Annotated in this window: 25 protein-coding genes and 2 pseudogenes; 14 read left to right on the top strand and 13 right to left on the bottom strand. The window is 60.6% G+C overall.

From position 1 onward, the window contains the following. Window positions 1-5: 5 nt before the first annotated feature. From SIB92_RS08690 to SIB92_RS08715, 6 genes are read right to left on the bottom strand one after another with little or no spacing between them, the layout of a single operon-like run. The gene (locus SIB92_RS08690) at window positions 6-1,286 is read right to left on the bottom strand and encodes a BatD family protein (protein ID WP_412555417.1); all 1,281 of its coding nucleotides are present in this window, start codon (window positions 1,284-1,286) and stop codon (window positions 6-8) included. Continuing rightward, entirely contained in the window at window positions 1,283-2,854 is a 1,572-nt protein-coding gene (locus SIB92_RS08695; RefSeq protein ID WP_412555418.1) for a VWA domain-containing protein, read from the bottom strand. Before SIB92_RS08695 ends, SIB92_RS08690 begins: the two co-directional genes overlap by 4 nt. Further along, complete coding sequence (locus tag SIB92_RS08700; protein ID WP_412555419.1) at window positions 2,851-3,834, bottom strand: VWA domain-containing protein; 984 nt, start codon at window positions 3,832-3,834, stop codon at window positions 2,851-2,853. The genes SIB92_RS08695 and SIB92_RS08700 overlap by 4 nt, the downstream gene beginning before the upstream one ends. Next, window positions 3,827-4,312: a DUF4381 domain-containing protein gene (locus tag SIB92_RS08705; RefSeq protein WP_412555420.1), complete on the bottom strand. Its 486-nt coding sequence runs from the start codon at window positions 4,310-4,312 to the stop codon at window positions 3,827-3,829. Before SIB92_RS08705 ends, SIB92_RS08700 begins: the two co-directional genes overlap by 8 nt. After that, on the bottom strand, window positions 4,309-5,292 hold the full coding sequence (locus SIB92_RS08710) for a DUF58 domain-containing protein (protein ID WP_412555421.1): 984 nt from the start codon (window positions 5,290-5,292) through the stop codon (window positions 4,309-4,311). Before SIB92_RS08710 ends, SIB92_RS08705 begins: the two co-directional genes overlap by 4 nt. A gap of 12 nt (window positions 5,293-5,304) precedes the next feature. Continuing rightward, the gene (locus SIB92_RS08715; RefSeq protein ID WP_412555820.1) at window positions 5,305-5,601 is read right to left on the bottom strand and encodes an AAA family ATPase; all 297 of its coding nucleotides are present in this window, start codon (window positions 5,599-5,601) and stop codon (window positions 5,305-5,307) included. Between the two features lie 12 nt (window positions 5,602-5,613). On the opposite strand from SIB92_RS08715, the pseudogene SIB92_RS08720 reads away from it, so the two are divergent. Continuing rightward, window positions 5,614-5,697, top strand: a pseudogene (locus SIB92_RS08720) (hypothetical protein); the annotation flags it as partial. 81 nt (window positions 5,698-5,778) lie between these two features. On the opposite strand, the pseudogene SIB92_RS08725 reads toward SIB92_RS08720, so the two are convergent. The 4 genes and pseudogenes from SIB92_RS08725 to SIB92_RS08740 all read right to left on the bottom strand — a co-directional run. Next, window positions 5,779-6,300, bottom strand: a pseudogene (locus SIB92_RS08725) (AAA family ATPase); the annotation flags it as partial. Further along, the gene (locus tag SIB92_RS08730; protein WP_412555422.1) at window positions 6,300-7,292 is read right to left on the bottom strand and encodes an HAD family hydrolase; all 993 of its coding nucleotides are present in this window, start codon (window positions 7,290-7,292) and stop codon (window positions 6,300-6,302) included. The pseudogene SIB92_RS08725 and the gene SIB92_RS08730, both read right to left, overlap by 1 nt. A 92-nt stretch (window positions 7,293-7,384) precedes the next feature. Further along, complete coding sequence (locus SIB92_RS08735; protein ID WP_412555423.1) at window positions 7,385-8,959, bottom strand: arylsulfatase; 1,575 nt, start codon at window positions 8,957-8,959, stop codon at window positions 7,385-7,387. Window positions 8,960-9,164: 205 nt separating this feature from the next. After that, on the bottom strand, window positions 9,165-9,944 hold the full coding sequence (locus SIB92_RS08740; RefSeq protein ID WP_412555424.1) for a 23S rRNA (adenine(2030)-N(6))-methyltransferase RlmJ: 780 nt from the start codon (window positions 9,942-9,944) through the stop codon (window positions 9,165-9,167). Window positions 9,945-10,149: 205 nt separating this feature from the next. Here SIB92_RS08740 and SIB92_RS08745 point away from each other — a divergent pair, with 205 nt between their 5' ends. The 6 genes from SIB92_RS08745 (at window position 10,150) to rodA (ending at window position 16,579) form a co-directional block, all read left to right on the top strand. Continuing rightward, window positions 10,150-10,788: a TorF family putative porin gene (locus SIB92_RS08745; protein ID WP_412555425.1), complete on the top strand. Its 639-nt coding sequence runs from the start codon at window positions 10,150-10,152 to the stop codon at window positions 10,786-10,788. A gap of 164 nt (window positions 10,789-10,952) precedes the next feature. Further along, window positions 10,953-11,993, top strand: a complete 1,041-nt coding sequence (locus SIB92_RS08750) for a rod shape-determining protein (RefSeq protein WP_295174869.1) — start codon at window positions 10,953-10,955, stop codon at window positions 11,991-11,993. Between the two features lie 79 nt (window positions 11,994-12,072). Further along, window positions 12,073-12,966: a rod shape-determining protein MreC gene (gene mreC / locus SIB92_RS08755; RefSeq protein WP_412555426.1), complete on the top strand. Its 894-nt coding sequence runs from the start codon at window positions 12,073-12,075 to the stop codon at window positions 12,964-12,966. Continuing rightward, entirely contained in the window at window positions 12,959-13,489 is a 531-nt protein-coding gene (locus tag SIB92_RS08760) for a rod shape-determining protein MreD (protein ID WP_412555427.1), read from the top strand. Before mreC ends, SIB92_RS08760 begins: the two co-directional genes overlap by 8 nt. Next, window positions 13,489-15,432, top strand: coding sequence for a penicillin-binding protein 2 (mrdA, locus tag SIB92_RS08765; protein ID WP_412555428.1), 1,944 nt, complete (start codon window positions 13,489-13,491; stop codon window positions 15,430-15,432). Before SIB92_RS08760 ends, mrdA begins: the two co-directional genes overlap by 1 nt. A gap of 7 nt (window positions 15,433-15,439) precedes the next feature. Next, a complete protein-coding gene (gene rodA / locus SIB92_RS08770; RefSeq protein WP_412555429.1) occupies window positions 15,440-16,579 on the top strand; it encodes a rod shape-determining protein RodA in 1,140 nt (379 codons plus the stop codon). On the opposite strand, the gene SIB92_RS08775 is transcribed toward rodA, so the two are convergent. Further along, the gene (locus SIB92_RS08775) at window positions 16,580-17,425 is read right to left on the bottom strand and encodes a LysR family transcriptional regulator (protein ID WP_412555430.1); all 846 of its coding nucleotides are present in this window, start codon (window positions 17,423-17,425) and stop codon (window positions 16,580-16,582) included. It lies immediately after the preceding gene. A 102-nt stretch (window positions 17,426-17,527) separates the two neighbouring features. Between SIB92_RS08775 and SIB92_RS08780 the strand changes: the two genes are divergently transcribed. Then, window positions 17,528-17,938, top strand: coding sequence for a VOC family protein (locus SIB92_RS08780; protein WP_412555431.1), 411 nt, complete (start codon window positions 17,528-17,530; stop codon window positions 17,936-17,938). After that, window positions 17,935-18,864, top strand: coding sequence for a 2-hydroxyacid dehydrogenase (locus SIB92_RS08785; RefSeq protein ID WP_412555432.1), 930 nt, complete (start codon window positions 17,935-17,937; stop codon window positions 18,862-18,864). Before SIB92_RS08780 ends, SIB92_RS08785 begins: the two co-directional genes overlap by 4 nt. A gap of 84 nt (window positions 18,865-18,948) precedes the next feature. On the opposite strand, the gene SIB92_RS08790 is transcribed toward SIB92_RS08785, so the two are convergent. Together SIB92_RS08790 and SIB92_RS08795 are read right to left on the bottom strand one after the other, a co-directional pair. Next, entirely contained in the window at window positions 18,949-19,740 is a 792-nt protein-coding gene (locus SIB92_RS08790; protein ID WP_412555433.1) for an SseB family protein, read from the bottom strand. After that, window positions 19,737-20,318 carry a uracil-DNA glycosylase family protein gene (locus SIB92_RS08795; protein WP_412555434.1) on the bottom strand — a complete coding sequence of 194 codons (582 nt, stop codon included), beginning with the start codon at window positions 20,316-20,318 and terminating at the stop codon, window positions 19,737-19,739. Before SIB92_RS08795 ends, SIB92_RS08790 begins: the two co-directional genes overlap by 4 nt. Before the next feature lie 84 nt (window positions 20,319-20,402). On the opposite strand from SIB92_RS08795, the gene SIB92_RS08800 reads away from it, so the two are divergent. The 5 genes from SIB92_RS08800 to kdsA all read left to right on the top strand — a co-directional run bounded on the left by SIB92_RS08800 (window position 20,403) and on the right by kdsA (window position 25,194). Then, on the top strand, window positions 20,403-20,747 hold the full coding sequence (locus SIB92_RS08800; RefSeq protein WP_412555435.1) for an ArsR/SmtB family transcription factor: 345 nt from the start codon (window positions 20,403-20,405) through the stop codon (window positions 20,745-20,747). Continuing rightward, window positions 20,740-21,777: a permease gene (locus tag SIB92_RS08805; RefSeq protein ID WP_412555436.1), complete on the top strand. Its 1,038-nt coding sequence runs from the start codon at window positions 20,740-20,742 to the stop codon at window positions 21,775-21,777. Before SIB92_RS08800 ends, SIB92_RS08805 begins: the two co-directional genes overlap by 8 nt. Before the next feature lie 288 nt (window positions 21,778-22,065). After that, the gene (locus SIB92_RS08810; protein WP_294116355.1) at window positions 22,066-22,725 is read left to right on the top strand and encodes an ABC transporter ATP-binding protein; all 660 of its coding nucleotides are present in this window, start codon (window positions 22,066-22,068) and stop codon (window positions 22,723-22,725) included. Next, window positions 22,703-24,361 (top strand): capsule biosynthesis protein, encoded by a 1,659-nt coding sequence (locus SIB92_RS08815; RefSeq protein ID WP_412555437.1) that lies wholly within the window; start codon window positions 22,703-22,705, stop codon window positions 24,359-24,361. Before SIB92_RS08810 ends, SIB92_RS08815 begins: the two co-directional genes overlap by 23 nt. Beyond that, window positions 24,361-25,194 (top strand): 3-deoxy-8-phosphooctulonate synthase, encoded by an 834-nt coding sequence (gene kdsA, locus SIB92_RS08820; RefSeq protein ID WP_412555438.1) that lies wholly within the window; start codon window positions 24,361-24,363, stop codon window positions 25,192-25,194. Before SIB92_RS08815 ends, kdsA begins: the two co-directional genes overlap by 1 nt. Window positions 25,195-25,204 lie beyond the last annotated feature (10 nt).

Consider the following 25,204-nt stretch of genomic DNA (forward strand, 5'->3'; position numbering starts at 1 on the left):
GTCTTTCAGTTTTGATGCGTGGAGACCGGATTGAGTGGTGGCAAATCCGGAGTCTTCGTGTCGCGACGATAGCGGGTTTCGCGGTGTTTTCTATGGCAGAGTGTTTTGAGGTGCGCCCAAGCCTGCGCTTCCTCGGTCGCGCGGCCAGTGCCAAACCGCGCCGCGCCAATCTGCAAGAAGGCTTCTTCAATCGCTTTCTCGGTCTCTTGTCCGGCACGCGGCACCTTCGGCGCCCAACGCAAATAGGCCTGTTTGGCCGCACTCAAATCCCGTTTCTGCATCGCTTGTTTCAACAAGCCGTAGGCATAACCCGCACTCTGCAACCGCCGCGCCTGCGCTCTCTTCCAAGACCCGTGCAGAACCGGCATACCCCAACGCACAATAGCCCATGCAACAAGTAACAAAGCCACCAAAGCCGCGCCCCACCGCACGATCTTGTCAACATCCATTGGTTCCGCACTGGGCGCCAAAACCGGTGCATCCGCCTGCACGTCAATCGCCTCCGCCGTGGCTTCTTCCACTTTGCCAGTCTTCAGATTGAACCACTGCAAACGCACTTCAGGCAACGCGCCTTCCACGCCGCCTTCCACCACATAGACCGTCTTCTCCACGCGCGAACCACTCACCACACCGCGGTTTTCCGTCTCCTCGACCACCGGGCTTTCTGGATAGGCGCGCAGCCCCGCAAGCCCCTCCTCCGGCGTGACAGGTGGCAAAAACATCGGCGACACACCTTCGATCTTCACTTCAAGCGCGCGCGTAAAGCTTGCACCGGCGTCCAGCCCCGTGGTCTCCCCCTCAACAGTTTGCGTCAAAGTCAGCTTTTCAGCTGCTACAAACGGGTCCAATCCTTCCGCGCCTTCCGGCACGACACCTGTCACTGTTTGCGCGGGGACCGGCAAGGTTGCCTCGAGCACGTCGTTACCTTCAAGCGCGCGATACCGTACCTTCACCTCTCCCGCCGGAATCTCAAACGTGCCCGGCACCACCGGTGTGATCTGATAGCGCCGCGAAATCCCGGACCAGGTCTCCCCGCCAATGCTCTTGCTGGTCGGCGAGCTCGCCTTGGACGGCAGCCGCACCATCAGGTTCGGCGTTTCAAAATCCGGCCAGACCGGCGGGTCCGGCATAAATGTGGGCACCAAAACCGTCAGCCGCAGCGTCAGCGGCTGCCCCGGCACGGTTTCGCTTTCCTCAAAGGTCACTTCCAGCTTGGGCTGCACATCCTGTGCCCAAACCGCAGCAACACTTGCCAACCACAGAACAAAGACAACACACCACCTCATGGCTGCTCCCCCCGTGCCGCTTCCAACCGGAACCGTTGCTTAAGAAAATCTTCGGTGCGCGTATCCACCGTGCGCATCCACTGCTCGGTCGACAAATGCGCCGGCGCATCCTCCTGCGGCACCTCAATCTGCGTGTCTTCCCCGCGCCCGCTTTCATTGTCAAACACCACATCGTCTGCGCCAATCCCGGTATCTTCGCCTGTGTCCGATTGCTCCCGCGTGGTCTCCACATAGTCCACTATGGCCTTAGAAATCGGCAAGTTCTGCCGCGCGCCTTGGTGTTCCGGATCAATCTCCAGCGCTCGTTCAAAAGCCCGCACCCCATCGCGATAACCGCGCGATTTCAGATGCGCCATGCCTTGCAAAAACGCCGCCTCCGCCGTGTCCAGCCGCGCCATCTCCTGCGCCGCCGTCTCATATTCCCCACTGCGATAGAGCGCCACGCCGCGCAAATACGGGTCTTCGAATGCCGCCGCGGCCTCGGCATAGTCCTTGCGCTCAAACGCCCGCCAGCCCTGCTGATCCGGCGTCAAAAACCAATCGCGCCAGCCCTCGGCCTGCGCCTGCCCCGGCTGCAAAAGCCAAAGCACCAGCGCGGCCTGCCCCGCCCAACGCACCGCCATCCCGCGCCGGAACCACAGCAGCATTAAAGCCAACGCCGGCCACGCCAACCACGCGCCGCGATCCTCCCACGGCTGCGCCTCGTCTTCCAATTGCGCCCGCCGATAGGCCGAGGCCAGCGAGCGCTCCACCTCCGCCACATCGCGGTTGTCCGGCGTCACCCGTGTTGCCGATGTCCCGTCCGGTACTTGTGGCAGGTCTGTGCCCTCAGGCAGCAAGAAGAGGAAACTCATCGACGCGACGGTCTCAGAAGCCGCAGCCCCCTCCAGATCAGAACCAGCCATGCCCCAAGCCTCCGCCAGTTCCGCCGCCGCGCTGGTCGACAACTCATCAACCATAAACACAACGCCCCCCGGCGCGCCTTCCCGCGCCAACAGCGCCTGCGCCGTGGCAAACCCGGCCTGGATGTCCTGCCCCTCAATCGGCATCACCGCCGTGGTCAGCCCCTCCAGATAAGGCTGCATCACCCCGGGGTCTTCACTCATCGGCACCACCACATGCGCAGAACCCGCAAAAGCCACCAATGCCGTGCGCGCGCCACTGCGCAAGGCTAGCAAATCCATCGTCTTCTGCCGCGCCCGTGCCAGCCGCTGCGGCGCCACATCGGTTTGTTCCATTGACGGCGTGACCTGCATCACCACCACAAGCGGTGCAGTCTGGGCCGCAAAAGGTGTCGGCGCTCGGGTCCAACTTGGCCCGGCCACCGCCACCACCAACAGCAAAAGCACCAATGAGATCACATCAAACGGCTGCACCCGCCCAGCCGCATTCCCGGGCACAGTCAAAGCTTCGGCCAAATGCGGTGCAAGCCAGCCATCATTGCCCCCAGTTGCGCCACGCCTCTGACGCAACCGCCACCAGGTCACAAGCACAGGTAAGGCCAACACAAGCAACCAAGGCCGCAGGAAATGAAACGCCTCAAGGAAAAGCGACAGGTCCGCAGTCATGCCCGCGCCCTCCCGTGATCGCGCAACCAAAGCGACATCAACAGGACCAACCCAATCGCCAGCGCCGCCATCAAAGGCCAATGCGCCAAGTCCTGCTGCGGTCGCCAACTCAAGGTCTCGACGTCTTGAGGGTTGAGCGCGTCTATCTCTTCATAGATCGCGTCCAACGCCTCCGCATCAGCGGCAAAATAGGCATCCCCCCCAGTGCGTTGCGCCAAGTTGCTCAGCAAATCCATATCCAGCCGATCCTCGCCGCTGGCCTCCGGGTCCCCGACACCGATCGCAAACATGCGTACGCCTTTGTCCCGCGCAATCTCGGCCGCATTCACCGGGCTCATCCGGCTCGCCGTGTCGTTGCCATCGGACAATAGGATCAACAGCCGCTCCTCAATCTCGCTGGCCTCAAAGGTGTTGATCGCCAAACCAATCGAGTCACCCAGCGCCGTGTGCGGCCCCGCCATGCCCACCTCGGTCTGCGCCAACAACGCCCGCACCGTGTCCAAATCCTCGGTCAATGGCGCCTGCACATAGGCCCGCGTGCCAAACACGATCAACGCCACCCGGTCGCCAGAGCGATCCGCCAAAAACGCCTCGACCACCTCTTGCACCGCCGCCAGTCGCTGCACGGGCTTGCCGTCCTCACCGGGGAAATCCCGCGTGTCCATGCTGCCGGAAATATCAATCGCCAGGATCACATCCCGTGTCGCCTTGGTGATCTCCTGCGGCGGTCCCAGCCGCACAGGTCCTGCCAAGGCCAACACCAGCAGCACCCACATGATCCCGCCGCCAATCAGCGCGCGCCGCTTGTGCGCAACAATCGCGGCACCGTCCTGCACGGTCAGCCCGGCGGCCTCCGCGATCTGATCAAAGAACGGTACCCGCAGCGCATCTTGCCGTTGGCGAAACGGCGGCACCACCCGCCGCCAGATCAGCGGCAAAGGCAGCAGCAACAGCACCCAAGGATGGCTCAGCTCAAACATCCGCCACCTCCGGCACCTTATGGGATGTGACCCACTGGCGCGCCGCGACCAGCAACTGCGGATCAGCTGCCGCTGGGCCGCTCTGATAGGCGGCACTCACCAAGGCCGTTTCCTGAAACTGCCCCGCGCCGGTCTCGCTCAAAAACGTAACCCAGGCCTGCCCACTCAACCCGGCCACACGCCGCCGCCCATAGGCCACCATCGCCGCACGTTTCAAAATACCCGAAACAGCCGCCGGATCGTCTGCGACCCGCTCCAAAGCCTTCAACGCAGCACGCCGATAGGCATTGGCCCGATAGTGCTGCCACATCCGCCAGCCGCGCCACGCCGCGACAGCAAAGACAATCCCTGCCACCACCAGCCAGCCGGCCGTCTGCGGCATCATCGACACCGGTGCCGGGTCCGGCACTTCGGCAAGCTGATTGATCAGCCCGACAAGGCTATCATTGTCCACGGCTGCGGTGACTTCCTCGCTCATCGCACCCGCCCCCCAAGCAAGCGCACCACCTGCGCCAGCGTGTCTTCAGCCGTGGTCAAAGGCAACACCGACAGGCGCATCCGCTTTTGCCACTCTGCCACCTGCCCCCGCCGCGATCCGGTCACCTGCGCCAAGCCCGCACGGACGTCTTCCGCCTGAAAGTCCAACAAGGTCTGTTTCTGCCCATCCGAGGCTGTTACCTCGCCAGTTTCTGGCACCGTGTCCGCACTGGGATCCCCAACCAGTCCAAGCACCACATCGTTGTGCTGCGCAATTGCCCCTAACCGTCGCTCAGTCTCGTCATCACAGGCGTCAAAATCACTGATCACGATCACCAGATGATCCCGCGTCGCGAGCCGTGCCACCGCTGCCAGCAAATCGTTAAACGGCATCGGGGTCACCTTTGGCGCATCCGCCGTGAGCCGATGATTAGCCGTCTCCAAACAGGTCAAAAACCGCGTCACCGCCGCCCGTCCCCGTCCGGGACGCAGCTCATCAATGTCGGCATCCCCAAACACCACACCGCCCACACGGTCACCCTGTTTGGCCACCCGATGCGCGACAATCGCCGCACATTCCGCCGCTGTCACCGCTTTGGTATTGTGTACCGTGCCGTAAAACATCGACATACGCTGATCGACCACAATCAAGGTCGGACGATCCCGCTCCTCCGTGTAAACCCGCACATAGGGCGATCCCGCCCGCGCTGTGACCTTCCAGTCAATCGCGCGCACATCATCGCCCGGCAGGTAATCCCGCAGTTCTTCAAAATCCAAACCGCGCCCGCGAATGCGCGAGCGATACCGCCCCTGCAGCGCCGATCGTGCGGGCTGTCTTGGCAAAAAGGAAATCGCGCGCGCCGCAGCCTCCAACGACCGCAGCCCCTGCAAACTCACATGAATACGCGGGTCCTCCGCCGCCTCAGACAGAGACCGATCCGGGGCCACCCCGGCACGCGACAATGCTGCACGGTTTCGCATGGCGTCCTCCGCTTACGGCACCGCCACCAAGGTCAACAGCTCGGCCACCACATCATCCGCAGACACCCCGCTGCCCTGCGCCTCATAGCTCAGCGCCAAACGATGGCGAAGCACGTCTGGCGCAATCGCCTGAATGTCCTCGGGGTCGACATAGTCACGCCCCTTCATCCAGGCATGCGCCCGCGCGCACCGATCCAGCGCCAGTGACGCCCGCGGGCTGCCGCCCAGCTCAATCCACTTGGCCAGGTTTTCACCGAATGCCGCAGGGGTGCGCGTGGCTTGCACAATCGTGGCCATGTAGACCTCCATCGCTTCGGCACAATGCAAACCCGCGATCTCGCGCCGCGCTTGGAACACCACGTCTTGCGAAATCGGTTCACGCGGCGCTTTTGCCGCCGTCACCGCTGCCTGCCCCTGCAATTGCGCCTGTTCTTCGCCGCGCACCAGCCGGATAACCTCGATCTCGTCCTCAAGCGGTGGATAGAGGATGTTCACATGCATCAGGAACCGGTCCATCTGCGCCTCTGGCAGCGGATAGGTCCCCTCCTGCTCCACCGGGTTCTGCGTCGCCATCACCATGAACAGCGGCTCCATCTGGTGCGTGGTCCCCGCCACAGTCACCTGCCGCTCTTCCATCGCTTCCAACAGCGCTGCCTGCACCTTCGCAGGCGCCCGGTTGATCTCATCGGCGAGCACAACGTTGGCAAAAATCGGCCCCGGCTGAAACCGAAACTGGTCCCCATCCGCTGCGCCTTGCACATACATCTCAGTGCCGGTCACATCCGCAGGCAGCAAATCCGGCGTGAACTGAATGCGCGAGTAATCACACTCCAGGTTCTTCGCCAAAGCCTTCACCGCGCGAGTCTTTGCCAAGCCCGGCAGGCCCTCCAGCAGCAGGTTGCCATTGGCCAAGAGCCCGATCAGCAAGCGGTCAATCACATCACGCTGGCCAATAATGCTCTCGCCCATGCGGTCGCGCAGCACATTGATTTCGTCCAGTGCGGCCATCACTCTGCCTCGCCGGTGAAAATCCGCGTCCACTCGTTTTTCATGTCCACCAGCACCCAGCCGCGATCCTCGGCCTCATCCAATCCACGATTGAGCACCCCAATGTGCCCTTCCCGGTCATAGGCCCATTCCCGCTCACTGTCGGTGTGGTGGATATAAACCCCCAGCCGCGCGCCATCGCCCGCAGTGGTATATTCCAGCATCTCAAAATCGCCGTCCGAGTTGCCCACCGCCATGATCGGCCGTTTGCCAATGTGGTGATTGATCGCCACAGGCTTTCCCGCCTTGTCGTCGTTGAAGAACAACGTGTCCTTCTTAATAATCGTCGGCACCCCGTCGACCACTTCATAGGTAGACGTTAACGACGAGCCAATCGTCTGCTCTGGCGGGATGCCATAAACGTCCTCGGCAAAGACCCGCATGAAATCAATGCCGCCCCCGGACACAATATAGGTCTTGAACTCCTCGTCCCGCAGATACCGCAGCAGCTCGACCATCGGCTGATAGGTCATCTCATCATAGCCCAATCCCGTGGTCGGGTGCTTTGCCTCTGACACCCAAGCCGCCACATCAGCAGAAAAGTCATCCAGGCTCTGGTTGGCATGAGACAGCGCCAAAATCTCGATCAGCCCCTCTTTGCCACCGGCCAAAACGCCGTCCATGTCGCCAGCGGCCGCAGCCTTCAGCACATCGCTGGTCAGCTTTGATGGGTCTTCCGCGCCAATCTTGGCCACGCGATCAAGCGCAAAAAACAGTTGGAAATACATCGGCTGCTCGGCCCAAAGCGTGCCGTCATTGTCAAACACCGCAATCCGGTCCGCCGGCGTCACATAGTCGTCGCCGCCCACCTCAGACACCGCTTCGACAAACGCAATGATCCGGTCTTTGGATGCCCCCTGCCAGGACGGCAACGGATCGGCCAAACCAACACCGGCAACGCCCACCAGAGCTAAAGACAAACAAGTTGTTTTAAACGAAGTCAACAAAGTCATAGGACCATCCAAATTGCATCGGGGCCACGCCCCAGATCAAAAATATCCCTCCCGGCCAAAACCGGCCGGAAGGGGTTTTCTCTGTCAGGATCTTACTTGGAGCCGATCTGGCTGAAGATCTTGTCCTTGGCATCGCCAATGGTGAAGCTGCCTGGCTTCTGACGTGGTGGGAATTCCTCAAATGTAGCGAGGAACTCGCTTACGTAACCCGCCGCTGGCAACAGCAGATAAACGCGGTCCAGATACCAATCCCAATAGGTGTTGGAAGTGATGTTGGCGCGCTCATAAGGGTCACGACGCAGGTTGAACAACAGCGGGATACGCAGCTCTGTCCATGGCTCCGCCCAGGCCCGCAGAGTCTGCGGATAGCGGTGCTCCAGGAAGATCACTTTCCAGTCGTTGTACCGCAGTGCGGTCAGATCGCCATCATCAGAGAAGTAGAAGATCTCCCGACGCGGGGTCTCTTCCGTTTCACCTGTCAGGTACGGCAGGAAGTTGTAGCCATCCAAATGCACCTTGTACTCACGGCCAATCGCCTGAACACCGCCAGCTTTCAGCTCTTCCTTGATGTCCGGTTTTCCGGCAACCGCCAAATAGGTTGGCAGCCAATCCATGTGGTGCATGATCTCATTGGAGATCGACCCGGCTTCAATGTTGCCCGGCCAACGCACCATGGATGGCACCCGCCAGCCACCTTCCCAGTTGGTGTTCTTCTCACCACGGAACGGGGTCATCGCCGCATCCGGCCAGCTGTTCATATGCGGGCCATTGTCGGTGGAATAGTGCACAATGGTGTTGTCGGCGATACCAAGCTCGTCCAGCACATCCAGAAGCTGACCAACATGCATGTCATGTTCGATCATGCCTGCCTGGTACTCATCCATATGTTTGCCAGCGATCTCATCCGCCTTCAGACGCATCTCATCTTTGACGTGCGTGCGGAAGTGCATCCGCGTACCGCTCCACCAAACGAAGAATGGCTGACCCTGCTCATTGGAACGCTTGATGAAGTCAATTGCCGCCGCAACGGTCTCTTCATCCACAGTCTCCATACGCTTTTTGGTCAGCGGGCCGGTGTCTTCAATTGTGCCATCAGCCGACGACTTGATCACACCACGCGGGCCAAACCGCTCGCGGAACTCCGGATCCTGAGGATAATCCTCATTCTCCGGCTCTTCTTCTGCATTCAGGTGGTAGAGGTTGCCAAAGAACTCATCAAAACCATGGTTGGTTGGCAGCATCTCATCCCGGTCACCCAGGTGGTTTTTGCCAAACTGCCCGGTGACATAGCCTTCCGCTTTCAGCAGACCCGCAATGGTCGGATCTTCCACCTGCATGCCCTCAGGCGCACCCGGCATGCCCACTTTGGACAGGCCGGTGCGGAACACCGATTGTCCGGTGATGAAAGACGAACGGCCAGCGGTACAGGATTGCTCACCATAGTAGTCGGTGAAAATCATGCCCTCTTTGGCCACGCGGTCGATGTTTGGCGTTTGATAGCCCATCAGTCCCATGGTGTAGGCCGAGATATTGGACTGGCCAATATCATCACCCCAGATCACGAGAATGTTGGGCTTTTCTTGCGCCGACAGTGCGGTCGCAACCGTCGTAACCACAGCGGTGACCGCTGACAGGCGCACGACAGCCTTCATTGGGTTCAGACCCATAACAAAACTCCCTTAAATAAGCACACCTGAAAGACATCTTGGCTAAAATCTTGGCAAACAAAAACCGTCAGGTGCCACGCCAAAAATGTGCGCAACCCTCACTCTACTGTCAATTGAAATTACTCCACAATTTGTGGATTTCACAATGTGAAACACAACCCTAGAGAATGCGAAATTTGGCCGTGGGACACAGGGTCAACGGAGGTCAGAGGCTGGCAAACCTCGTCGTCAGGTCCTGCGCCTCCGCTTGCAGTCCATAAGGCGCGTTTATGATGAACATTCCTGACCCTATCATACGATGGCCCTCTTTTGCAGGGGGGAATTCCACCTCATGCCGCAAGACCTTGGGGAAGCTTTTCGCCTCCAATGCCTGCACCATCGCTTTATGGGTGCCGTCACGCAGGATCGGGTACCACAGCGCAATCACACCGACGTTCCACTTGCGGTGCACGTTTGCGATCCAACCCGGCAGGGTTTTGTAGTCGCTCTTGATCTCGTAACTCGGATCAATCAGCAGCAGGCCACGGCGCGGAGTTGGCGGGCAAATCCCCATGACGGTCTCAAACCCGTCTTTCTGATGCACCTTCGCGCCGCTGCCTTTCATCGCCTGCCGCAAAGCTGTCGCTTCCTGGGGATGCAACTCACAAAGCTGCATGCTGTCCTCGCCCCTCAGCAACGCCTGCGCAATCGCCGGAGAGCCGGGATAGGCCTTGTCCCCATGCCGCGCTTGCACCGCTTTCAAGGCCCGCTTGTAAGGGTGATCCTCTGCAAACCAACCGACCACCTTGCCAATCCCGGCCTCGGCCTCACCGGTTTTCACCGCCGCAGCATCATCGAGCTGATAGACTCCCCGCGCTGCATGGGTTTCCAAATAGCTCTTCGGCTTGGGCTTTTGCCCCATATATTCCAGCATCACAGCCAAAAGCGCGTGTTTCTGAACATCGGCCAGATTGCCGGCGTGGAAGATGTGTTGGTAACTCAGCATCCGCTTTCAATAGCCTGCCCGAGCGCCAAAGCCCAGACGGCAGTTTTTGGCCCACCAAAACCGTCAGATTATGCAACTTCCTGCCCAAGTCCAAGCGGCTTTTTGCGCCCTACTTCAAAGCCTTGTGAGCGCCTGCCACATGGGTCGCGAGACAGGCAAGTCTCACAAAAACAAGAACACCACTCACGCATGCGAGGAAAGACCCATGAACTATCGCACATCCATCTGCGCCGCCGCGCTTTGTGCTCCATTTGCCTTTGCCACCGGCGCCGCCGCCCAAGGCTGGAACTGGTCCTACGGGGCGGACATGACGTCAGACTACATCGACTCCGGTGTGTCCAAATCGGACGGCTTCGCAATCCAACCCTGGGTCGAAGTCGAAAACAGTGGGTTTTATTTTGGCGCCTGGGGCTCCAACGTCGACATCGGCACCGCCGACAAATGGCAATACAACCTTTACACCGGCTATCGCTCCAATCTGGGCAACAACTTCGCTTATGACCTCGGACTGGTGCGCAAATCTTATGATGACACCGGCTATGACCGCAGCGAAGCCGCCGTGGGCCTGACCTACACCTTTGACAACGCCATGTATGTGAAAGGCTATGCCGCCTATGACTGGACCAACAAAAACTACAACCGCTACGCACAGGTCGGATATGACATTGGCGACCGCTGGCACACCTCGGCCCGCTACGGCGTCGATGATGGCGCGGCAAGCGACTACTATTGGGATGTGGGCGCGGAATACGCCTTCACCGATAACATCTCCTTTGACATGCGCTACCACGGCCGCGACGGCGACGACGAAGGCGTGGTTGGTATGCTGAAATTTGCCTTCTAAGCGGGCATTTTCGCCTGGGTGGCTGCCCTGTGGCCACCCCTCGCGGCGGAATGTCGCCTTTGATTTACTGCGGGTCTTTCACAACGGCCTTTGAGTTCCTATAAGAAGGCCGCCCGGACTTGAGAGAGTCGCGGGCTTTGGGAATTTCTGGGGAACAAAATCATATGCTGGGAAATTTGGGCGGCCTGTTTACATCCGACATGGCCATCGACCTCGGGACTGCAAACACGCTGGTCTACGTAAAAGGTAAAGGTGTTATTCTCAGCGAACCTTCTGTGGTGGCCTATCACGTCAAAGACGGCGTGAAAAAAGTGCTCGCCGTGGGCGAAGACGCCAAGCTGATGCTGGGTCGGACGCCGGGCAGCATCGAAGCCATCCGCCCCATGCGCGACGGTGTGATCGCCGACTTCGACACCGCCGAAGAGATGATCAAGCACTTCATCCGCAAGGTGCACAAGCGCTCCACATTCTCCAAACCAAAGATCATTGTCTGCGTCCCGCACGGCGCAACTCCCGTTGAAAAACGCGCGATCCGCCAGTCGGTGTTGTCCGCCGGCGCGCGCCGCGCGGGCCTCGTGGCCGAGCCAATTGCTGCCGCCATTGGCGCCGGCATGCCAATCACCGACCCAACCGGCAACATGGTTGTAGACATCGGCGGCGGCACCACCGAGGTGGCGGTTCTGTCCCTGGGTGACATCGTCTACGCGCGCTCTGTGCGTGTCGGTGGCGACCGCATGGACGAAGCCATCATCAACTACTTGCGTCGTCAGCAAAACCTGCTGGTGGGCGAATCCACCGCCGAGCGCATCAAAACCTCCATCGGCACCGCCCGCATGCCAGACGACGGCCGGGGCGCCTCCATGCAGATCCGCGGCCGTGACCTGCTGAACGGTGTGCCTAAGGAAACCGAGATTTCTCAGGCGCAAGTCGCCGAAGCGCTGGCCGAACCCGTACAGCAAATTTGCGAAGCGGTGATGACCGCGCTGGAAGCCACCCCCCCGGATCTGGCGGCCGACATCGTGGATCGCGGCGTGATGCTGACCGGCGGCGGCGCGCTGCTGGGCGAGCTGGATTTGGCCCTGCGCGAGCAAACCGGTCTGGCCGTGTCCATCGCTGACGAAAGCTTGAACTGTGTGGCCATGGGCACCGGCAAAGCGCTGGAGTATGAGAAGCAACTGCGCCACGCGATTGACTACGACAGCTAACCCGGCCTCTCAGCGCCGGTTTGGCGTCAGCCGTCCGGCGGTGTAGCATAGCGCCCACCCCTTCTGATCCGGAGGCACCTTGGCCAAAGATCGCACCCAGAGCGAGGATTTCTCCGCACCGCTACGGCGGCTGTTTCTGGGTGTGCTGATCCTGCTTTTGCTTGGCATCTTCCTGATCTGGCGTATCGACAGCCCACGCGTGGAACGCTTCCGCGCACAGATCACCGACGCGGTGGTGCCCAATTTTGACTGGGCCATGGCGCCGGTCACCGGCGCGGTCAACATGATGCGCAACTTCCAGAGCTACGCCCGCATCGTCGAACAAAACCGCGAGTTGCGCCGCGAGCTTCAGGACATGAAAGCCTGGAAAGAGGCCGCCCTGCAGCTGGAACAGGAAAACGCGCGCCTGCTGGATCTCAACAACGTACGCCTTGATCCGCGTCTGACTTATGTCACCGGTGTGGTACTGGCCGACAGCGGCTCCCCCTTCCGCCAATCCGTATTGCTCAACATCGGCGCGCGCGATGGCATCATCGATGGCTGGGCCGCCATGGACGGCATCGGCCTCGTGGGCCGCATCTCCGGCGTCGGCCAATCCAGCTCCCGCGTGATGCTGCTCACCGACAGCTCCAGCCGCATCCCTGCCCGTATCCAGCCGTCCGGCCAATCCGCCCTGATCGTCGGCGATAACTCCGTTGCCCCACACGTGGATTTCCTTGAAACCCCGGACCTCGTACGCCCCGGTGATCGGGTTGTGACCTCCGGTGACGGCGGCGTCTTCCCCGGCGGGTTGCTGATTGGCCAGGTTGCGGTGGACCCCTCTGGCCGATTACGCATGCGCCTTGCCGCCGATTATGAACGCCTCGAATTCCTGCGCGTCTTGCGCCACCACGGCCAAGAACGCCTCGACAGTCCCGGCACCGTGATTGCGCCGGACAGCCCCGAAGCCTTCTCGGAGACCACCGATGGCTGACGCAGCACTGTCCAATAAGTGGTTGATGCGGTTTGTCTTTGCGCTTTTGTGCCTGCTCTTGGTCTTTGCACAGCTTCTACCTTTGGAAACCACCCCGCGCCGCTGGGCCGGGCCGGAATTCATGGTGGTTCTCGCATTGGCCTGGGCCGTGCGCCAGCCAGACTACACCCCGCCGCTACTGGTTGCCGGCGTCTTTCTGCTGGCCGACTTCCTGCTGCTACGCCCACCGGGATTGGCCGCCGCGATCATGGTGTTTGCCTGCGAAATCCAACGCAGCCGCGCCCCCCGCCTGCGCGATGCTACGTTTGCCACCGAATGGCTCACAGCCGCCGCCATCATGCTGGCCATCACCGTGGGATACCGCCTGATCGGTACCATTTTCCTGCTGCCCTTGCCGTCGCTCGGCCTGATGCTGATGCAAACCATCATGAACATCGCCATCTATCCCGGCGTGGTTTTCCTGTCTCACCTGCTGTTTGGCGTGCGCCGCGCCACGGCCCATGACGCCTTGGGGGCCAACTGATGCGCGCCAAGACCCCCACAGAAGTCACCGAAGTCCACGGCCGCCTCTCCCGCCGCGCGCTCCTGCTTGGCGGCACCATGCTCGCCTTCATGACCGGTCTCGGTTTCCGCATGCGCCATTTGCAATTGGACCAAGCGGATCAATACCGCCTACTGGCCGAAGAAAACCGCATCAACATCCGCCTGATACCGCCGGCCCGTGGTGAGATTTTTGATCGCAACGGCATCGTGCTGGCCCGTAACGAGCCGTCCTACCGCGTCACTCTGGTGCCCGAGGACGCCGGCGACGTGGACGCCGTGATCGATAAGCTGGCAACCTTGGTGGAACTTGACCCCAACGAGCTGGACCGCGCCGTCACCGAGATGCGCCGCTCGCCGCCCTTCCTGCCGGTCACCATTGCGGACCGCGTGAGCTGGGACGAACTCTCCCGCGTTGCTGTCAACACCCCGTCCTTGCCGGGCATCACGCCTGAAGTCGGCCTATCGCGCTACTACCCGCTGCGCGGCGACTTGGCTCACGTGTTGGGCTATGTCGGGCCCGTCTCCGACTACGATCTCTCCAAGATCGACAACCCTGACCAACTGCTGCGCATCCCGCGCTTCCAGATTGGCAAAGTCGGGCTGGAAGGCCGCATGGAAGACGATCTGCGCGGCGTGGCGGGCACCAAACGGGTCGAAGTCAACGCCGTCGGCCGCATCATGCGCGAACTTGACCGCCGCGAAGGCGAGCAAGGCGACGACATTCAGCTCACCATTGACCAAAGCTTGCAATCTTATGCCCAGGCCCGCTTGGGCGAGGAAAGCGCCGCCGCCGTGGTAATGGACTGCGAAACCGGCGACCTGCTGGCGGTCGCCTCCGCCCCCACCTTCGACCCCAATCTCTTTGTCGAGGGCATCTCGGTTGCAGACTACGGCGAGCTCACCGGCAACGACCATCGCCCCTTAGCGGCCAAATCTGTGCAAGGCACCTATCCGCCCGGCTCCACCTTCAAAATGATCACCGCCTTGGCGGCTCTGGAAGAAGGCATCATCGGCTTTGACGACACCGTCTATTGCCCCGGCCACATGGAAATCTCTAACCGCCGCTTCCACTGCTGGAAGCGCGGTGGACATGGGCAAATGAACCTCGTGCAGGCCCTGCGCGAAAGCTGCGACGTCTATTTCTACGACATCGCACTGCAGGTCGGCATCGACAAAATGTCCGAAGTCGCCGCGAGATTTGGGATTGGTGAAAAGTTTGATCTGCCGCTCTCCGGCGTCGCGCGCGGCCTAAACCCATCAAGAGATTGGAAAAACTCCGTACGCGGCGAAGACTGGGTGGTGGGCGACACCGCCAATGCCTCGATTGGTCAGGGCTTTGTCCTCGCCTCGCCATTGCAACTTGCCGTGATGACCGCGCGCCTTGCCACCGGCAAAGCTGTACCGCCCCGTCTGGTGAAATCCATCAACGGCGTCGAACAGCCGGTCGCTGAAGCGCCCCTTCTGGACATCAGCCCCACCCACCTCGCCGAGGTGCAACGCGGCATGTATGCGGTCTCCAACCACCGACGAGGCACCGCCTACAGCAAACGCATCATCGAAGATGAGTACCGCATGGCGGGCAAAACCGGCACCTCTCAGGTCCGCAACATCACCGCCGCCGAGCGTGCCCGCGGTGTGACCCGCAACGAAGACCTGCCATGGAACCGCCGTGACCACGGCCTGTTTGTGAACTACGCCCCGTTTGAAAACCCGAAGATCGCGGTGGCCGTGGTGGTGGAACACGGCAGCGGCTCCAAAGCCGCCACGCCAATTGGCCGCGACATCACGCTTCAGGCGCTTTACGGCGGCACACCGCCGCTATCCGCCTACCCAACCAAAGACCGCAACAGCATCGAGAAACAGCAGGAAGAGCTGGAAAAACTGGTACCAGGCCGCGAAATCACGCGCCGCAACCGGGCATGAGGCGTAGATGAGCTACCTCGAATATAACGTCAAACATGTGCCAACCGGGCTGCGCAAGGTGCTGCACCTCAACTGGGCCTTGTTGCTGCTGATCACCGCTGTGGCCGGTGTCGGCTTCCTGATGTTGTACTCTGTGGCGGGCGGCTCTTTCCGCCCCTGGGCAGAACCGCAAATGAAGCGCTACGCCCTTGGGGTGTTTGTCATGTTCTTTGTCGCCATGGTGCCGATCTGGTTCTGGCGGTCGATCTCGGGCTTTGCCTATCTGGTCACGCTGGTTCTGCTGGTGCTGGTGGAGGTCATGGGCAGCGTCGGTATGGGCGCCCAGCGCTGGATCGACCTGGGCTTTATGCGCCTGCAACCTTCAGAGTTGATGAAAATCACCCTCGTGATGAGCCTTGCCGCCTATTACGACTGGCTGCCCACAGAGAAAACCAGCAAGCCGCTCTGGGTGCTTATCCCCGTCCTGCTCATCATCATCCCCACCATGCTGGTCCTACGCCAGCCGGACCTTGGCACCTCAATCCTGCTGCTGACCGGCGGCGCCATCGTGATGTTCCTCGCAGGGGTACACTGGGGCTATTTCGCCGCTGTGATCAGCATGGTTGTGGGACTGGTGGTGGCCGTGTTCCAATCGCGCGGCACGGACTGGCAGCTTTTGAAAAACTATCAATACCGCCGCATCGACACCTTCCTGGACCCATCCTCTGATCCGCTCGGCGCAGGCTACCACATCACTCAATCCAAAATTGCCCTTGGGTCTGGTGGTTGGACTGGACGCGGCTTTATGCAAGGCACCCAAAGCCGCCTGAACTTCCTGCCGGAAAAACACACCGACTTTATCTTCACCACCTTGGCCGAAGAGTTTGGTTACGTTGGCGCGGTCTCCCTGCTGTCGCTCTACGCCCTCATCGTGGTGTTCTGCATCGCCTCGGCCATCTCCAACAAAGACCGCTATTCGTCGCTATTGATCCTCGGCATCGCAGGCGCGTTCTTCCTGTTTTTCGCGGTGAACATGTCGATGGTCATGGGCCTCGCACCTGTGGTCGGCGTGCCGCTGCCTTTGGTCAGCTACGGCGGCTCCGCCATGTTGGTTTTGATGGCGGGCTTTGGCCTTGTGCAATCCGCTCACGTGCACCGTCCACGCTAACTAAGCCGCCTCAACACCCAAACACCGCCGCAGCAGCTTGATCACTGGCCGCCGCGCCTCCCGTCGCCATGTCAGCAGGCCAACCTCACGCACTGCGCCAGGAATGGCCTCGAAGCTGAGCCCGTCGTGGTGCCGGGCCAATCCGCCCCATTGCGGCAAGACCGACTGCCCCAATCCGTCCTCAACCATCTGCGCAATGATCTCCACGGCATCCATCTCACAGCGCACCTGTGGCTCTGAAACCTGCGACGTCAATGCCCGCCAGCAAGCCGCCCCGCCCCAGGACATCCGACTGTAGACAAGGTAAGGCACGTCATTGCCTTGCCCCTGATCCTCAGACCGCACAAGGCCAATCGGTTGTTTTGCCAAGACGTCAAACTGCATCGTCTTGGGCAAAGCAAACGGCGGCGCCACAATCAGCGCCGCGTCCAACCCGCCCTCCTCAAACTGACGAAACACCGCCTCACTGGCCGCCGGGATCAACGCCAGCTCCACCGCAGGCGCCTCCGCCTCCAAGCGCTGCACCACCGTCGGGCCAAAATCACTCAAAGCCGTCGACACCGCACCGAGCCTCAAACGCCCGCCCAACTGTTCCTGTGCCAACCGCCCTGCCAGCCCAGCCTTAAGCGCCACCATCTGCCGCAAATCCGGCAGCAACGCCTCACAATCCGGCGTCGCCGCCATATGCCGCCCATCGCGCACCAACAGCGGTACTTTTAGCCCTGCTTCCAACGCCGCAATCCGCTGTGCCGCCGCCGCAGCTGTAATGCCCTGACGCCGCGCAGCAGCCGCCAAAGAGCCCTCTTCCACCGCCGCCAGCAATGTTTCCACAAACCTTACATCCATAGTTTTCCTTATGTCTGAAGATGTAAAAACAAGCTACCCTTCTTCACTTTACGCTTCTACCTATGCACGCAGACCCTATTCTGCCCCGCAAAGGAGCCGCGCATGACCATCTTTCACCTCGCCTACAACGTCCGCGATCTCGCGCAAGCCCGCGCCTTTTACGGCGATCTTCTGGGCTGCTCCGAAGGCCGCAGCACCGACACCTGGGTGGATTACAACTTCTTTGGCCATCAGCTCTCGCTGCACATCGGCGAGCCCTTCGCCACCGCTGCCACCGGCAAGGTCGGCGAGCACATGGTGCCGATGCCGCACCTTGGTGTGATCCTGCCCAAAGCAGACTGGGACGCGCTTGCACAACGCCTAGCCGAGGCGGGTTTGGACTTCGTGCTCAAGCCCTTCACCCGCTTTGCCGGTGAACCGGGCGAGCAAAGCACCATGTTCTTCAACGATCCCTTCGGGAACCCTATCGAAATCAAAGGCTTTGCCGACATGTCCGGAGTGTTTGCCACATGATCAACGTCCTCTTTGCCGCCAAGCCAGAGCGCTGGGTGGAATATGAAGCCCCGCTCAAGGAAGCCTTCAAAGCCGCCAGTGTGGACGCCAACCTGCAGACGGACTGCGCGCCTGAAGACGTCGACTACATCGTCTACGCTCCCAACAGCCCCGTGCAGGACTTCACGCCCTACACCCGCTGCAAAGCCGTGCTCAACCTCTGGGCCGGTGTGGAGAGCATTGTCGGTAACAAAACCCTGACCATGCCGCTCTGCCGTATGGTCGATCCCGGCATGACCCAGGGCATGAAAGAATGGGTGGTGGGCCATGTGATGCGTCATCACCTTGGCATGGACTGCAATATCCTTGGCCAAAACGGTGACTGGACCCCGCATGTGCCGCCGTTGGCGCAAGACCGCCGCGTGACCATAATGGGCCTTGGCGAATTGGGCAGCGCCTGCGCCGAAGCCTTGCGCGATCTGGGCTTTGACGTCGCGGGCTGGAGCCGCCGCGCCAAAGACATTGCTGGTGTCACCTGCCTGCATGGCAACGACGGGTTAAAAACCGCCTTGTCACGCGCCGACATCCTTGTGCTGCTCTTGCCCAAAACCGCCGCCACAGAAAACCTGCTCAACGCAGAGCGCCTGTCCTGGATGCCCAAAGGCGCGATGATTGTGAACCCGGGCCGCGGACCGCTGATCGACGATGACGCCTTGCTGGCCGCGCTCAATGCCGGTCACATCGCCCATGCCACATTGGATGTCTTCCGTGTGGAACCGCTGCCAAAGGACCACCCTTATTGGGCGCATCCCAATGTCACCGTCACGCCACACATCGCCTCAGAGACCCGCGTCAAAACCTCAAGCGAGGTGGTCGCTGAAAACGTGCGTCGGGGGGAAGCGGGCGAACCGTTTGTGCATGTCGTCGACCGCAGCGCGGGGTATTGAGCGACCGCCGGAGGGGCCAGCCCCTCTGGCGCAGCAAGCTGCGCCATTCACCCCGGGATATTTGGCGACTGTGAAAACGGAAATTTACCTCAAGATCGGTGGTTTGTCTGGATTGCTGCCTGGTGTCACGGGTACGTGGTCTTCGGCTTTTGGCGGCTCTGGCAGATCAAACCGCAATCCAACCCGCGCCAGCTGCGCCGCCACTGGATCACTGACGGCAAAGAAGCCCACGTCCAGCGCGCCCGCTTCGATGCCGGAGAAAGTCAGCGCTTCGTTCACCGCTTTCGCCAGCGCCCCATCCGCACCGGGTACCACATCGACAAAGCCCAGCATGTGTGAGCGGCTGCCGCTCTCATAGGTCGTTCCCACCAAATAGGCCATTTTGGCCAGCCCACCGGCGGTGCTCAGCTTGGCATCCAGCGCGGTGATCAGCACTTCTGGCAACCCTGCAGGTGGCTCAAAGCTCTCCACCTTGGCCTCAACCTCATCGGGCGCATGCTCCAGCGTGTCCGCCAGCCAGCCCAGCGCCTCATTTGGGATCAGGATCGAGGACGGCGCCACGTCAGGATTAACCGCCAAGCCAATGCCCTGCCCCGCCAGCATATTGGCAATCACCCGCCCGGACAGCCCGGCATAGGGCGCCACCCGCCCGACAAACTGCGCCAGCCGGTCTTCGGTATCAAACACCAGCACAAAGCTGGCATCAGAAGTTTCAAAGATCTCCGGCGCGATGCGCTCATTCTCTGGCTCTTTTTCCAGCAGTAAGAACAGCTCTGCATCCGCCAGACGCTCATAAAACCGCAGCCGCGCGGCATCATCTTCCGGTGCCGCGTCCATCGCCGCATGGGCTTGGTCCAATGGGGTCAGGTCACTCATGTCAGCACCTCCTTGATGCGGGTTTGCAGCGCTGGCAGCAGCTCAGCCTCAAACCAGGGATTCTTCTTAAGCCATGCCGTATTGCGCCAGGACGGATGTGGCAAGGGGCAGACCTTGGGCGCAAAGTCGCGCCAGGCTTGTACCGTGTCCGTCACCCCCGCCTTGGAGCCCAGATGCCACTTTTGCGCATAGCCTCCCACCACCAGGGTCAGAGGCACCTCTCCCAGCACATCCATCACCCGTCCCCGCCAGGTTTTGGCGCAGATCGGCGGCGGTGGCAGGTCGCTGCCAGCCGCGTTGTAGCCGGGAAAACAGAACGCCATCGGCACAATCGCCACGTGGGATGTGTCATAAAACACAGCCTCATCCACGCCCATCCAATCTCGCAGCCTGTCCCCACTGGGATCGGTAAACGGCCGCCCGCTTTCATGGACGCGTGCGCCGGGTGCCTGACCAACAATCAACAGTTTGGGCTTTGGCTCAAACCACACCACAGGCCGTGGGGAGTGGCCCGTCGCGGTGGCTGCAAACCGGTCTGCACAGATCTGGCAGCCCTGTATTTCCTGGCGCAATGACATGCCCCCTGATAGCCGCCCAAAGTTATTTCGACAATATTCGAAATAACTCTTGCGCGACTCATTCATTTCGATATTTTTAGAAATATGAAACACAATGACCCAACAGACATCTCCCTCGAAGTGGCCGCCTCCACCTTTGCGGCGCTTGGATCGGAACAACGGCTCTCGGTTCTGCGCTGCCTGGTGCGCGCCGGCCATGAGGGCCTCTCCATCGGGGAGCTTGGCAAACGCAGCGGCGTGACCGGCTCCACCTTGACCCACCATATGAAGATCCTCGCCCAGGCCGGGCTGGTGACTCAGGAAAAACAAGGACGTTCGATCATCTGCGCGGCGATTGCCTATGACGCGGTGCGCGATCTCTCGAGCTTCCTACTGCGCGAATGCTGCGCTGACAGCGACAGCCCACACAAGGACCACGACCATGGCTGACACAACTCAAAACGCCCCCGCCCCCTGGCGATCTCGATGGAAAAAGCTCGACAAAGCCTGGCTGGCGGTGGGGATCATCCCGCTGATCCTGCTGCTGGTCGCGCCAGAAAAATTCCTGCCCGCATCCGAGATCGTCTTTGAGGCGATGAGCCACACCGGCATTTTCATCATCATCGCCATCACGCTGGTGGCCTTTGTAAAAGCCAGCGGCGCGGACAACCTGATTGCCAAAGCGTTCCAAGGCAATCAGGTGCGCATGATCATCCTCGCAGCCTTTATGGGCGGCATGTCGCCGTTCTGTTCCTGTGAAGTCATCCCTTTCATCGCCGCCTTGCTCGCGGTTGGTGCGCCATTGGGGGCCGTGATGGCCTTCTGGCTGGCGTCGCCTCTGATGGATCCCGCCATGTTTACAATCACTTGGGGAGAGTTGGGCCTAGACTTTGCGCTGGCAAAAACCGTCGCGGCTGTAAGCATCGGCATGATGGGTGGCTTCCTGACCATGACCTTCTCCAACACCGCGGTCTTTGCCGAGCCTCTGCGCGAGAAGCCGCAGGTCGGCGGCTGCTGCGGCACCAAAGCGCCCTTCTCGGCCAAACCTGTCTGGCAGTTCTGGGGCGACGCGGATCGTCGGACCATTTTCCGCACCACCTGGGTGGACAATGCGCTCTTCCTGGTGAAATGGCTGCTGATCGCCTATATGTTCGAAGCCCTGATGGTGGTTTATGACACCACAGCGTGGGTCGGTCAGTTCCTTGGCGGCGAAGGCTTTGGCACCATCCTGATCGCAGCCTTGATCGGCATGCCCGCCTACCTCAACGGCTTTGCCGCCGTGGGCTTTATCAGCGGCCTGATGGAGCAAGGCATGTCTCAGGGCGCCGCCATGTCCTTTGTGATCGCCGGTGGCGTCAGCTGCATCCCCGCTGCCATCGCAGTCTGGGCCTTGGTGAAACCGCGCATCTTTGCCGCCTACCTCACCTTTGCCCTGACCGGCGCGCTGATCGCAGGCACCGTCTGGCAAGCGATTGCGTAAGCCAAGGTCTTAACCAAAATCCATCGAAACCACCGGTGCCCAACGCATCGGTGGTTTTTTGCACCAGTGCTTAACAAAGCAACTGGAAACACTGAATTTCCTCAAATTTCCCCGAGACTTCCGCATTCCGTTTCAATTTTTTGCATTTCTTGCCCCATTCCCGCCCCAGACAGTTGCTATCTGCCTGACAAATCCGACATATTGGGCAAAACGCCGTCAGAGCGTTAACCACTATGGTGTATAGTTATGTGCTATAACGGCACGTGAGAGCAGTTTCAGGAGCAGGTAATGCTCGAGTTCGACAATGTGAGTAAGTCCTTCTGGACCGGCACGCAGCGCAAGGTCATCCTTGAGCGCGTCTCTTTTCGTGTCGAGTTGGGCAACTCGCTTGGCATCCTTGCCCCCAACGGCACCGGCAAAACCACGCTGATCAATATGATGGCGGGGCTGGAAAAACCTGACGAAGGCACCATCCGACGCGACTGCCGCATCTCCTTCCCCCTGGGCTTCATGGGCGGCGTGGTGAACAAACACACCGCCGTTGAGAACAGCCGCTACATCGCCCGCCTTTACGGGCTGGACCCGGATTATGTCGAGGCCTTCTGCCGCTGGCTCTGCAACCTCGGCGAATATTTTGATCAGCCGCTGGGCACCTATTCGTCCGGTATGCGCTCGCGCTTCACCTTTGCGCTGATGCTCGCGCTGGACTTCGACATCTACCTGATTGACGAGGGCATGCCCTCCTCCACCGATGTGGATTTCAACAAGAAAGCCGGTGAGGTGCTCCGCGAACGCCTGCGCACCACCACAATTGTGATTGTGTCACACCAGCCGCAAGTGCTGGAAAAATTTGCCAGATCGGCGGCGGTGCTGCTGAACGGCAAACTCTATATGTTCGACACCTTGGAAGAGGCCAAGCAGCTCTATGACTACCAAACCCAAGGCTAAGAAATTCCGCGTCCGCCGCAGCGAGACCCCGCCTGCGCAATCCGCGACGGACGGTGCCGCGCCCGCCTCTCAGGGCGAGCCGCAACCACGTCCACGCGCTGTGAACCTGCCCAATCCGGGCGCTCAGCCGCAGGGCCAAGCCGCGCCGCAACCAACGCCGCAGCCCGCTGCCGCCAACACAGCGCAGCCCACGCCGCAAGGTGCAGAGGCCGCGATTGACGCGATCAAACGCGAAGGCCTCACCGGTCGCCAGTTGCGTATGGCCCGCCGGATGGCGCAGAAAAACAATCTGGCGCCAACCTCCGACTATGACGCCGTGCGCCTGCTGCGCGAGGCGGGCATCGATCCGTTCCAGCGCACCAACATGCTGGACCTGATGCCCTCGGACAAAGCTGGCAAACCACCAGCTAAAGCGGGCAAGGTGCAGCTGCCGCAAACCATGCCCATGGGCAAAGCGAACTTGCCATCGACCGAGACCATGTCTCCGGCGGAAATGCGCGCGCTCGAGATTGGCGAAATCCAGAAAGACATCGCCCGCCGTCGCCGCCGCCGCCTGCTCTTGCTGCTGGCGCGCCTATCGGCATTTGTCTTCCTGCCCACCATCTTTGCCGGCTGGTACTTCTATTCCGTCGCCACCCCGATGTACTCCACCAAATCGGCGTTCCTTGTTCAACAGGCCGACAGCACCGGCGGCAGTGGTCTTGGTGGCCTGCTGCCTGCCCAGCTCAACTCCAACCAGGACGCCATCGCGGTTCAGGGCTATCTCACCAGTAAAGACGCGATGATCCGGCTGGACAGCGATGTGGGCTTTAAGGGGCACTTCTCCGATCCCAACATCGACCCGATCCAGCGGTTGGACGAAAACCCGTCCAACGAAAAGGCCTACAAGGTTTACAAGAAGTTTGTAAAAATCGGCTACGACCCCACCGAGGGCTCCATCCGCATGGAGGTCAGCGCCGCTGACCCGGAGATTGCAACGCAGTTCTCCAAAGCGCTGATTTCCTATGCCGAACAACGGGTGGATGACCTCTCCCAACGCAAACGCGAAGACCAGCTGCGCGACGCGCGCAAAAGTTTGGAAACCGCCAAAGAAGAGCGCCGCAACGCGCAGGTGCAACTTGTGCGCCTGCAAGAAAGCACCGTGCTCGACCCCGAAGGCGTGATCGCCTCCCTGCGCCAACAGATCACCAATCTGGAAATCCAGCTGCAAGAGAAGCAATTGCAACTCGCCGCGCTGCAAGACAACGCCCGCCCCAATAAGGCCCGCGTCGAAGGTGTGCAAGGCGACGTGCGCCGGCTGGAGGCCGCTCTGGCCACCCAGCGCGCCCGCATGACAGAGGCCACCGCCGGTGAGGAATCCCTCGCCGCCAAAACCTCGCAAATCCAGATTGCACAGGCCGACCTCGCTGCCGCCGACCTGCAAATGCAGACCGCGCTGCAGACCCTGAAGCAGACCGAATTGGAAGCCAACCGTCAGGTGCGCTACCTGACAACCTCGGTGGATCCGGTCTCCGCGCAGGACCCATCTTACCCGCGCAGCTTTGAAAACACGATCTTGGCCTTCCTGATCTTTTCGGGCATCTATCTGATGATCTCGCTGACCGCGTCCATCCTCAGAGAACAGGTGTCTTCGTAATGAAACATGTAAATGTTGGTGCTCTCACCATCGGCAATGACCTTCCTTTGACGGTCATTGCGGGCCCGTGCCAGTTGGAGAGCAAAGACCACGCCGAAATGATCGCAGGCACCATGAAAGAAGCCTGCGCCAAAGCTGGCGCGCAATATGTGTTCAAGGCCAGCTACGACAAAGCCAATCGTACCTCGCTCACCGGCATTCGTGGCCTCGGCTTGGACGCGGGCCTTTCTGTTCTGGACGGCATCCGCAAAGACTTTGGCGTGCCGGTGCTGACCGACGTACACACCGAAGAGCAATGCGCACTGGCCGCCGAAGCCGTCGACATCCTGCAAATCCCCGCCTTTCTGTGCCGCCAAACCGACATGCTCTTGGCAGCCGGCAAAACCGGCGCTGCTGTGAACGTGAAGAAGGGTCAATTCCTGGCCCCTTGGGAGATGGGCAACATCGTCACCAAAATCGAAAGCACCGGCAACACCAACATCCTGTTGACCGAGCGCGGCACCTCCTTTGGCTACAACACGCTGGTGGCGGACATGCGCTCCCTGCCGCAGATGGCCAAAACCGGCTACCCGGTGGTGATGGACGCCACCCACTCGGTACAACAACCCGGCGGTCAGGGCGGCAGCTCCGGCGGCCAGCGTGAATTTGCGCCCGTGATGGCCCGCGCCGCTGTTTCTATTGGAACTGCCGCCGTTTTCATCGAAACGCATCAGGATCCGGACAATGCGCCCTCTGATGGCCCAAACATGATCCCGCTTGACCAAATGTCTCATCTGATTGACACATTGATGCAGTTTGATGCGCTGGCCAAAGCCAACCCAATCGCGATTTGACCGACTACTT

This window comes from Shimia sp. MIT1388, from assembly GCF_047124445.1.
In the GTDB taxonomy this organism is placed as follows: Bacteria; Pseudomonadota; Alphaproteobacteria; order Rhodobacterales; family Rhodobacteraceae; genus Shimia.

Excerpts from the sequence above, each read along its gene's own strand:
- SIB92_RS08760 (WP_412555427.1), top strand. The coding sequence starts at position 12,959 with ATGGCTGACGCAGCACTGTCCAATAAGTGGTTGATGCGGTTTGTCTTT.
- SIB92_RS08705 (WP_412555420.1), bottom strand. The coding sequence starts at position 4,312 with ATGAGCGAGGAAGTCACCGCAGCCGTGGACAATGATAGCCTTGTCGGG.
- SIB92_RS08800 (WP_412555435.1), top strand. The coding sequence starts at position 20,403 with ATGAAACACAATGACCCAACAGACATCTCCCTCGAAGTGGCCGCCTCC.
- mrdA (WP_412555428.1), top strand. The coding sequence starts at position 13,489 with ATGCGCGCCAAGACCCCCACAGAAGTCACCGAAGTCCACGGCCGCCTC.
- SIB92_RS08815 (WP_412555437.1), top strand. The coding sequence starts at position 22,703 with ATGACTACCAAACCCAAGGCTAAGAAATTCCGCGTCCGCCGCAGCGAG.
- SIB92_RS08715 (WP_412555820.1), bottom strand. The coding sequence starts at position 5,601 with ATGGAGGTCTACATGGCCACGATTGTGCAAGCCACGCGCACCCCTGCG.
- SIB92_RS08690 (WP_412555417.1), bottom strand. The coding sequence starts at position 1,286 with ATGAGGTGGTGTGTTGTCTTTGTTCTGTGGTTGGCAAGTGTTGCTGCG.
- SIB92_RS08730 (WP_412555422.1), bottom strand. The coding sequence starts at position 7,292 with ATGACTTTGTTGACTTCGTTTAAAACAACTTGTTTGTCTTTAGCTCTG.
- SIB92_RS08775 (WP_412555430.1), bottom strand. The coding sequence starts at position 17,425 with ATGGATGTAAGGTTTGTGGAAACATTGCTGGCGGCGGTGGAAGAGGGC.
- SIB92_RS08780 (WP_412555431.1), top strand. The coding sequence starts at position 17,528 with ATGACCATCTTTCACCTCGCCTACAACGTCCGCGATCTCGCGCAAGCC.
- SIB92_RS08745 (WP_412555425.1), top strand. The coding sequence starts at position 10,150 with ATGAACTATCGCACATCCATCTGCGCCGCCGCGCTTTGTGCTCCATTT.
- SIB92_RS08795 (WP_412555434.1), bottom strand. The coding sequence starts at position 20,318 with ATGTCATTGCGCCAGGAAATACAGGGCTGCCAGATCTGTGCAGACCGG.
- SIB92_RS08695 (WP_412555418.1), bottom strand. The coding sequence starts at position 2,854 with ATGACTGCGGACCTGTCGCTTTTCCTTGAGGCGTTTCATTTCCTGCGG.
- SIB92_RS08750 (WP_295174869.1), top strand. The coding sequence starts at position 10,953 with ATGCTGGGAAATTTGGGCGGCCTGTTTACATCCGACATGGCCATCGAC.
- SIB92_RS08790 (WP_412555433.1), bottom strand. The coding sequence starts at position 19,740 with ATGAGTGACCTGACCCCATTGGACCAAGCCCATGCGGCGATGGACGCG.
- SIB92_RS08735 (WP_412555423.1), bottom strand. The coding sequence starts at position 8,959 with ATGGGTCTGAACCCAATGAAGGCTGTCGTGCGCCTGTCAGCGGTCACC.
- SIB92_RS08810 (WP_294116355.1), top strand. The coding sequence starts at position 22,066 with ATGCTCGAGTTCGACAATGTGAGTAAGTCCTTCTGGACCGGCACGCAG.
- rodA (WP_412555429.1), top strand. The coding sequence starts at position 15,440 with ATGAGCTACCTCGAATATAACGTCAAACATGTGCCAACCGGGCTGCGC.
- SIB92_RS08710 (WP_412555421.1), bottom strand. The coding sequence starts at position 5,292 with ATGCGAAACCGTGCAGCATTGTCGCGTGCCGGGGTGGCCCCGGATCGG.
- SIB92_RS08785 (WP_412555432.1), top strand. The coding sequence starts at position 17,935 with ATGATCAACGTCCTCTTTGCCGCCAAGCCAGAGCGCTGGGTGGAATAT.
- SIB92_RS08740 (WP_412555424.1), bottom strand. The coding sequence starts at position 9,944 with ATGCTGAGTTACCAACACATCTTCCACGCCGGCAATCTGGCCGATGTT.
- SIB92_RS08700 (WP_412555419.1), bottom strand. The coding sequence starts at position 3,834 with ATGTTTGAGCTGAGCCATCCTTGGGTGCTGTTGCTGCTGCCTTTGCCG.
- kdsA (WP_412555438.1), top strand. The coding sequence starts at position 24,361 with ATGAAACATGTAAATGTTGGTGCTCTCACCATCGGCAATGACCTTCCT.
- SIB92_RS08805 (WP_412555436.1), top strand. The coding sequence starts at position 20,740 with ATGGCTGACACAACTCAAAACGCCCCCGCCCCCTGGCGATCTCGATGG.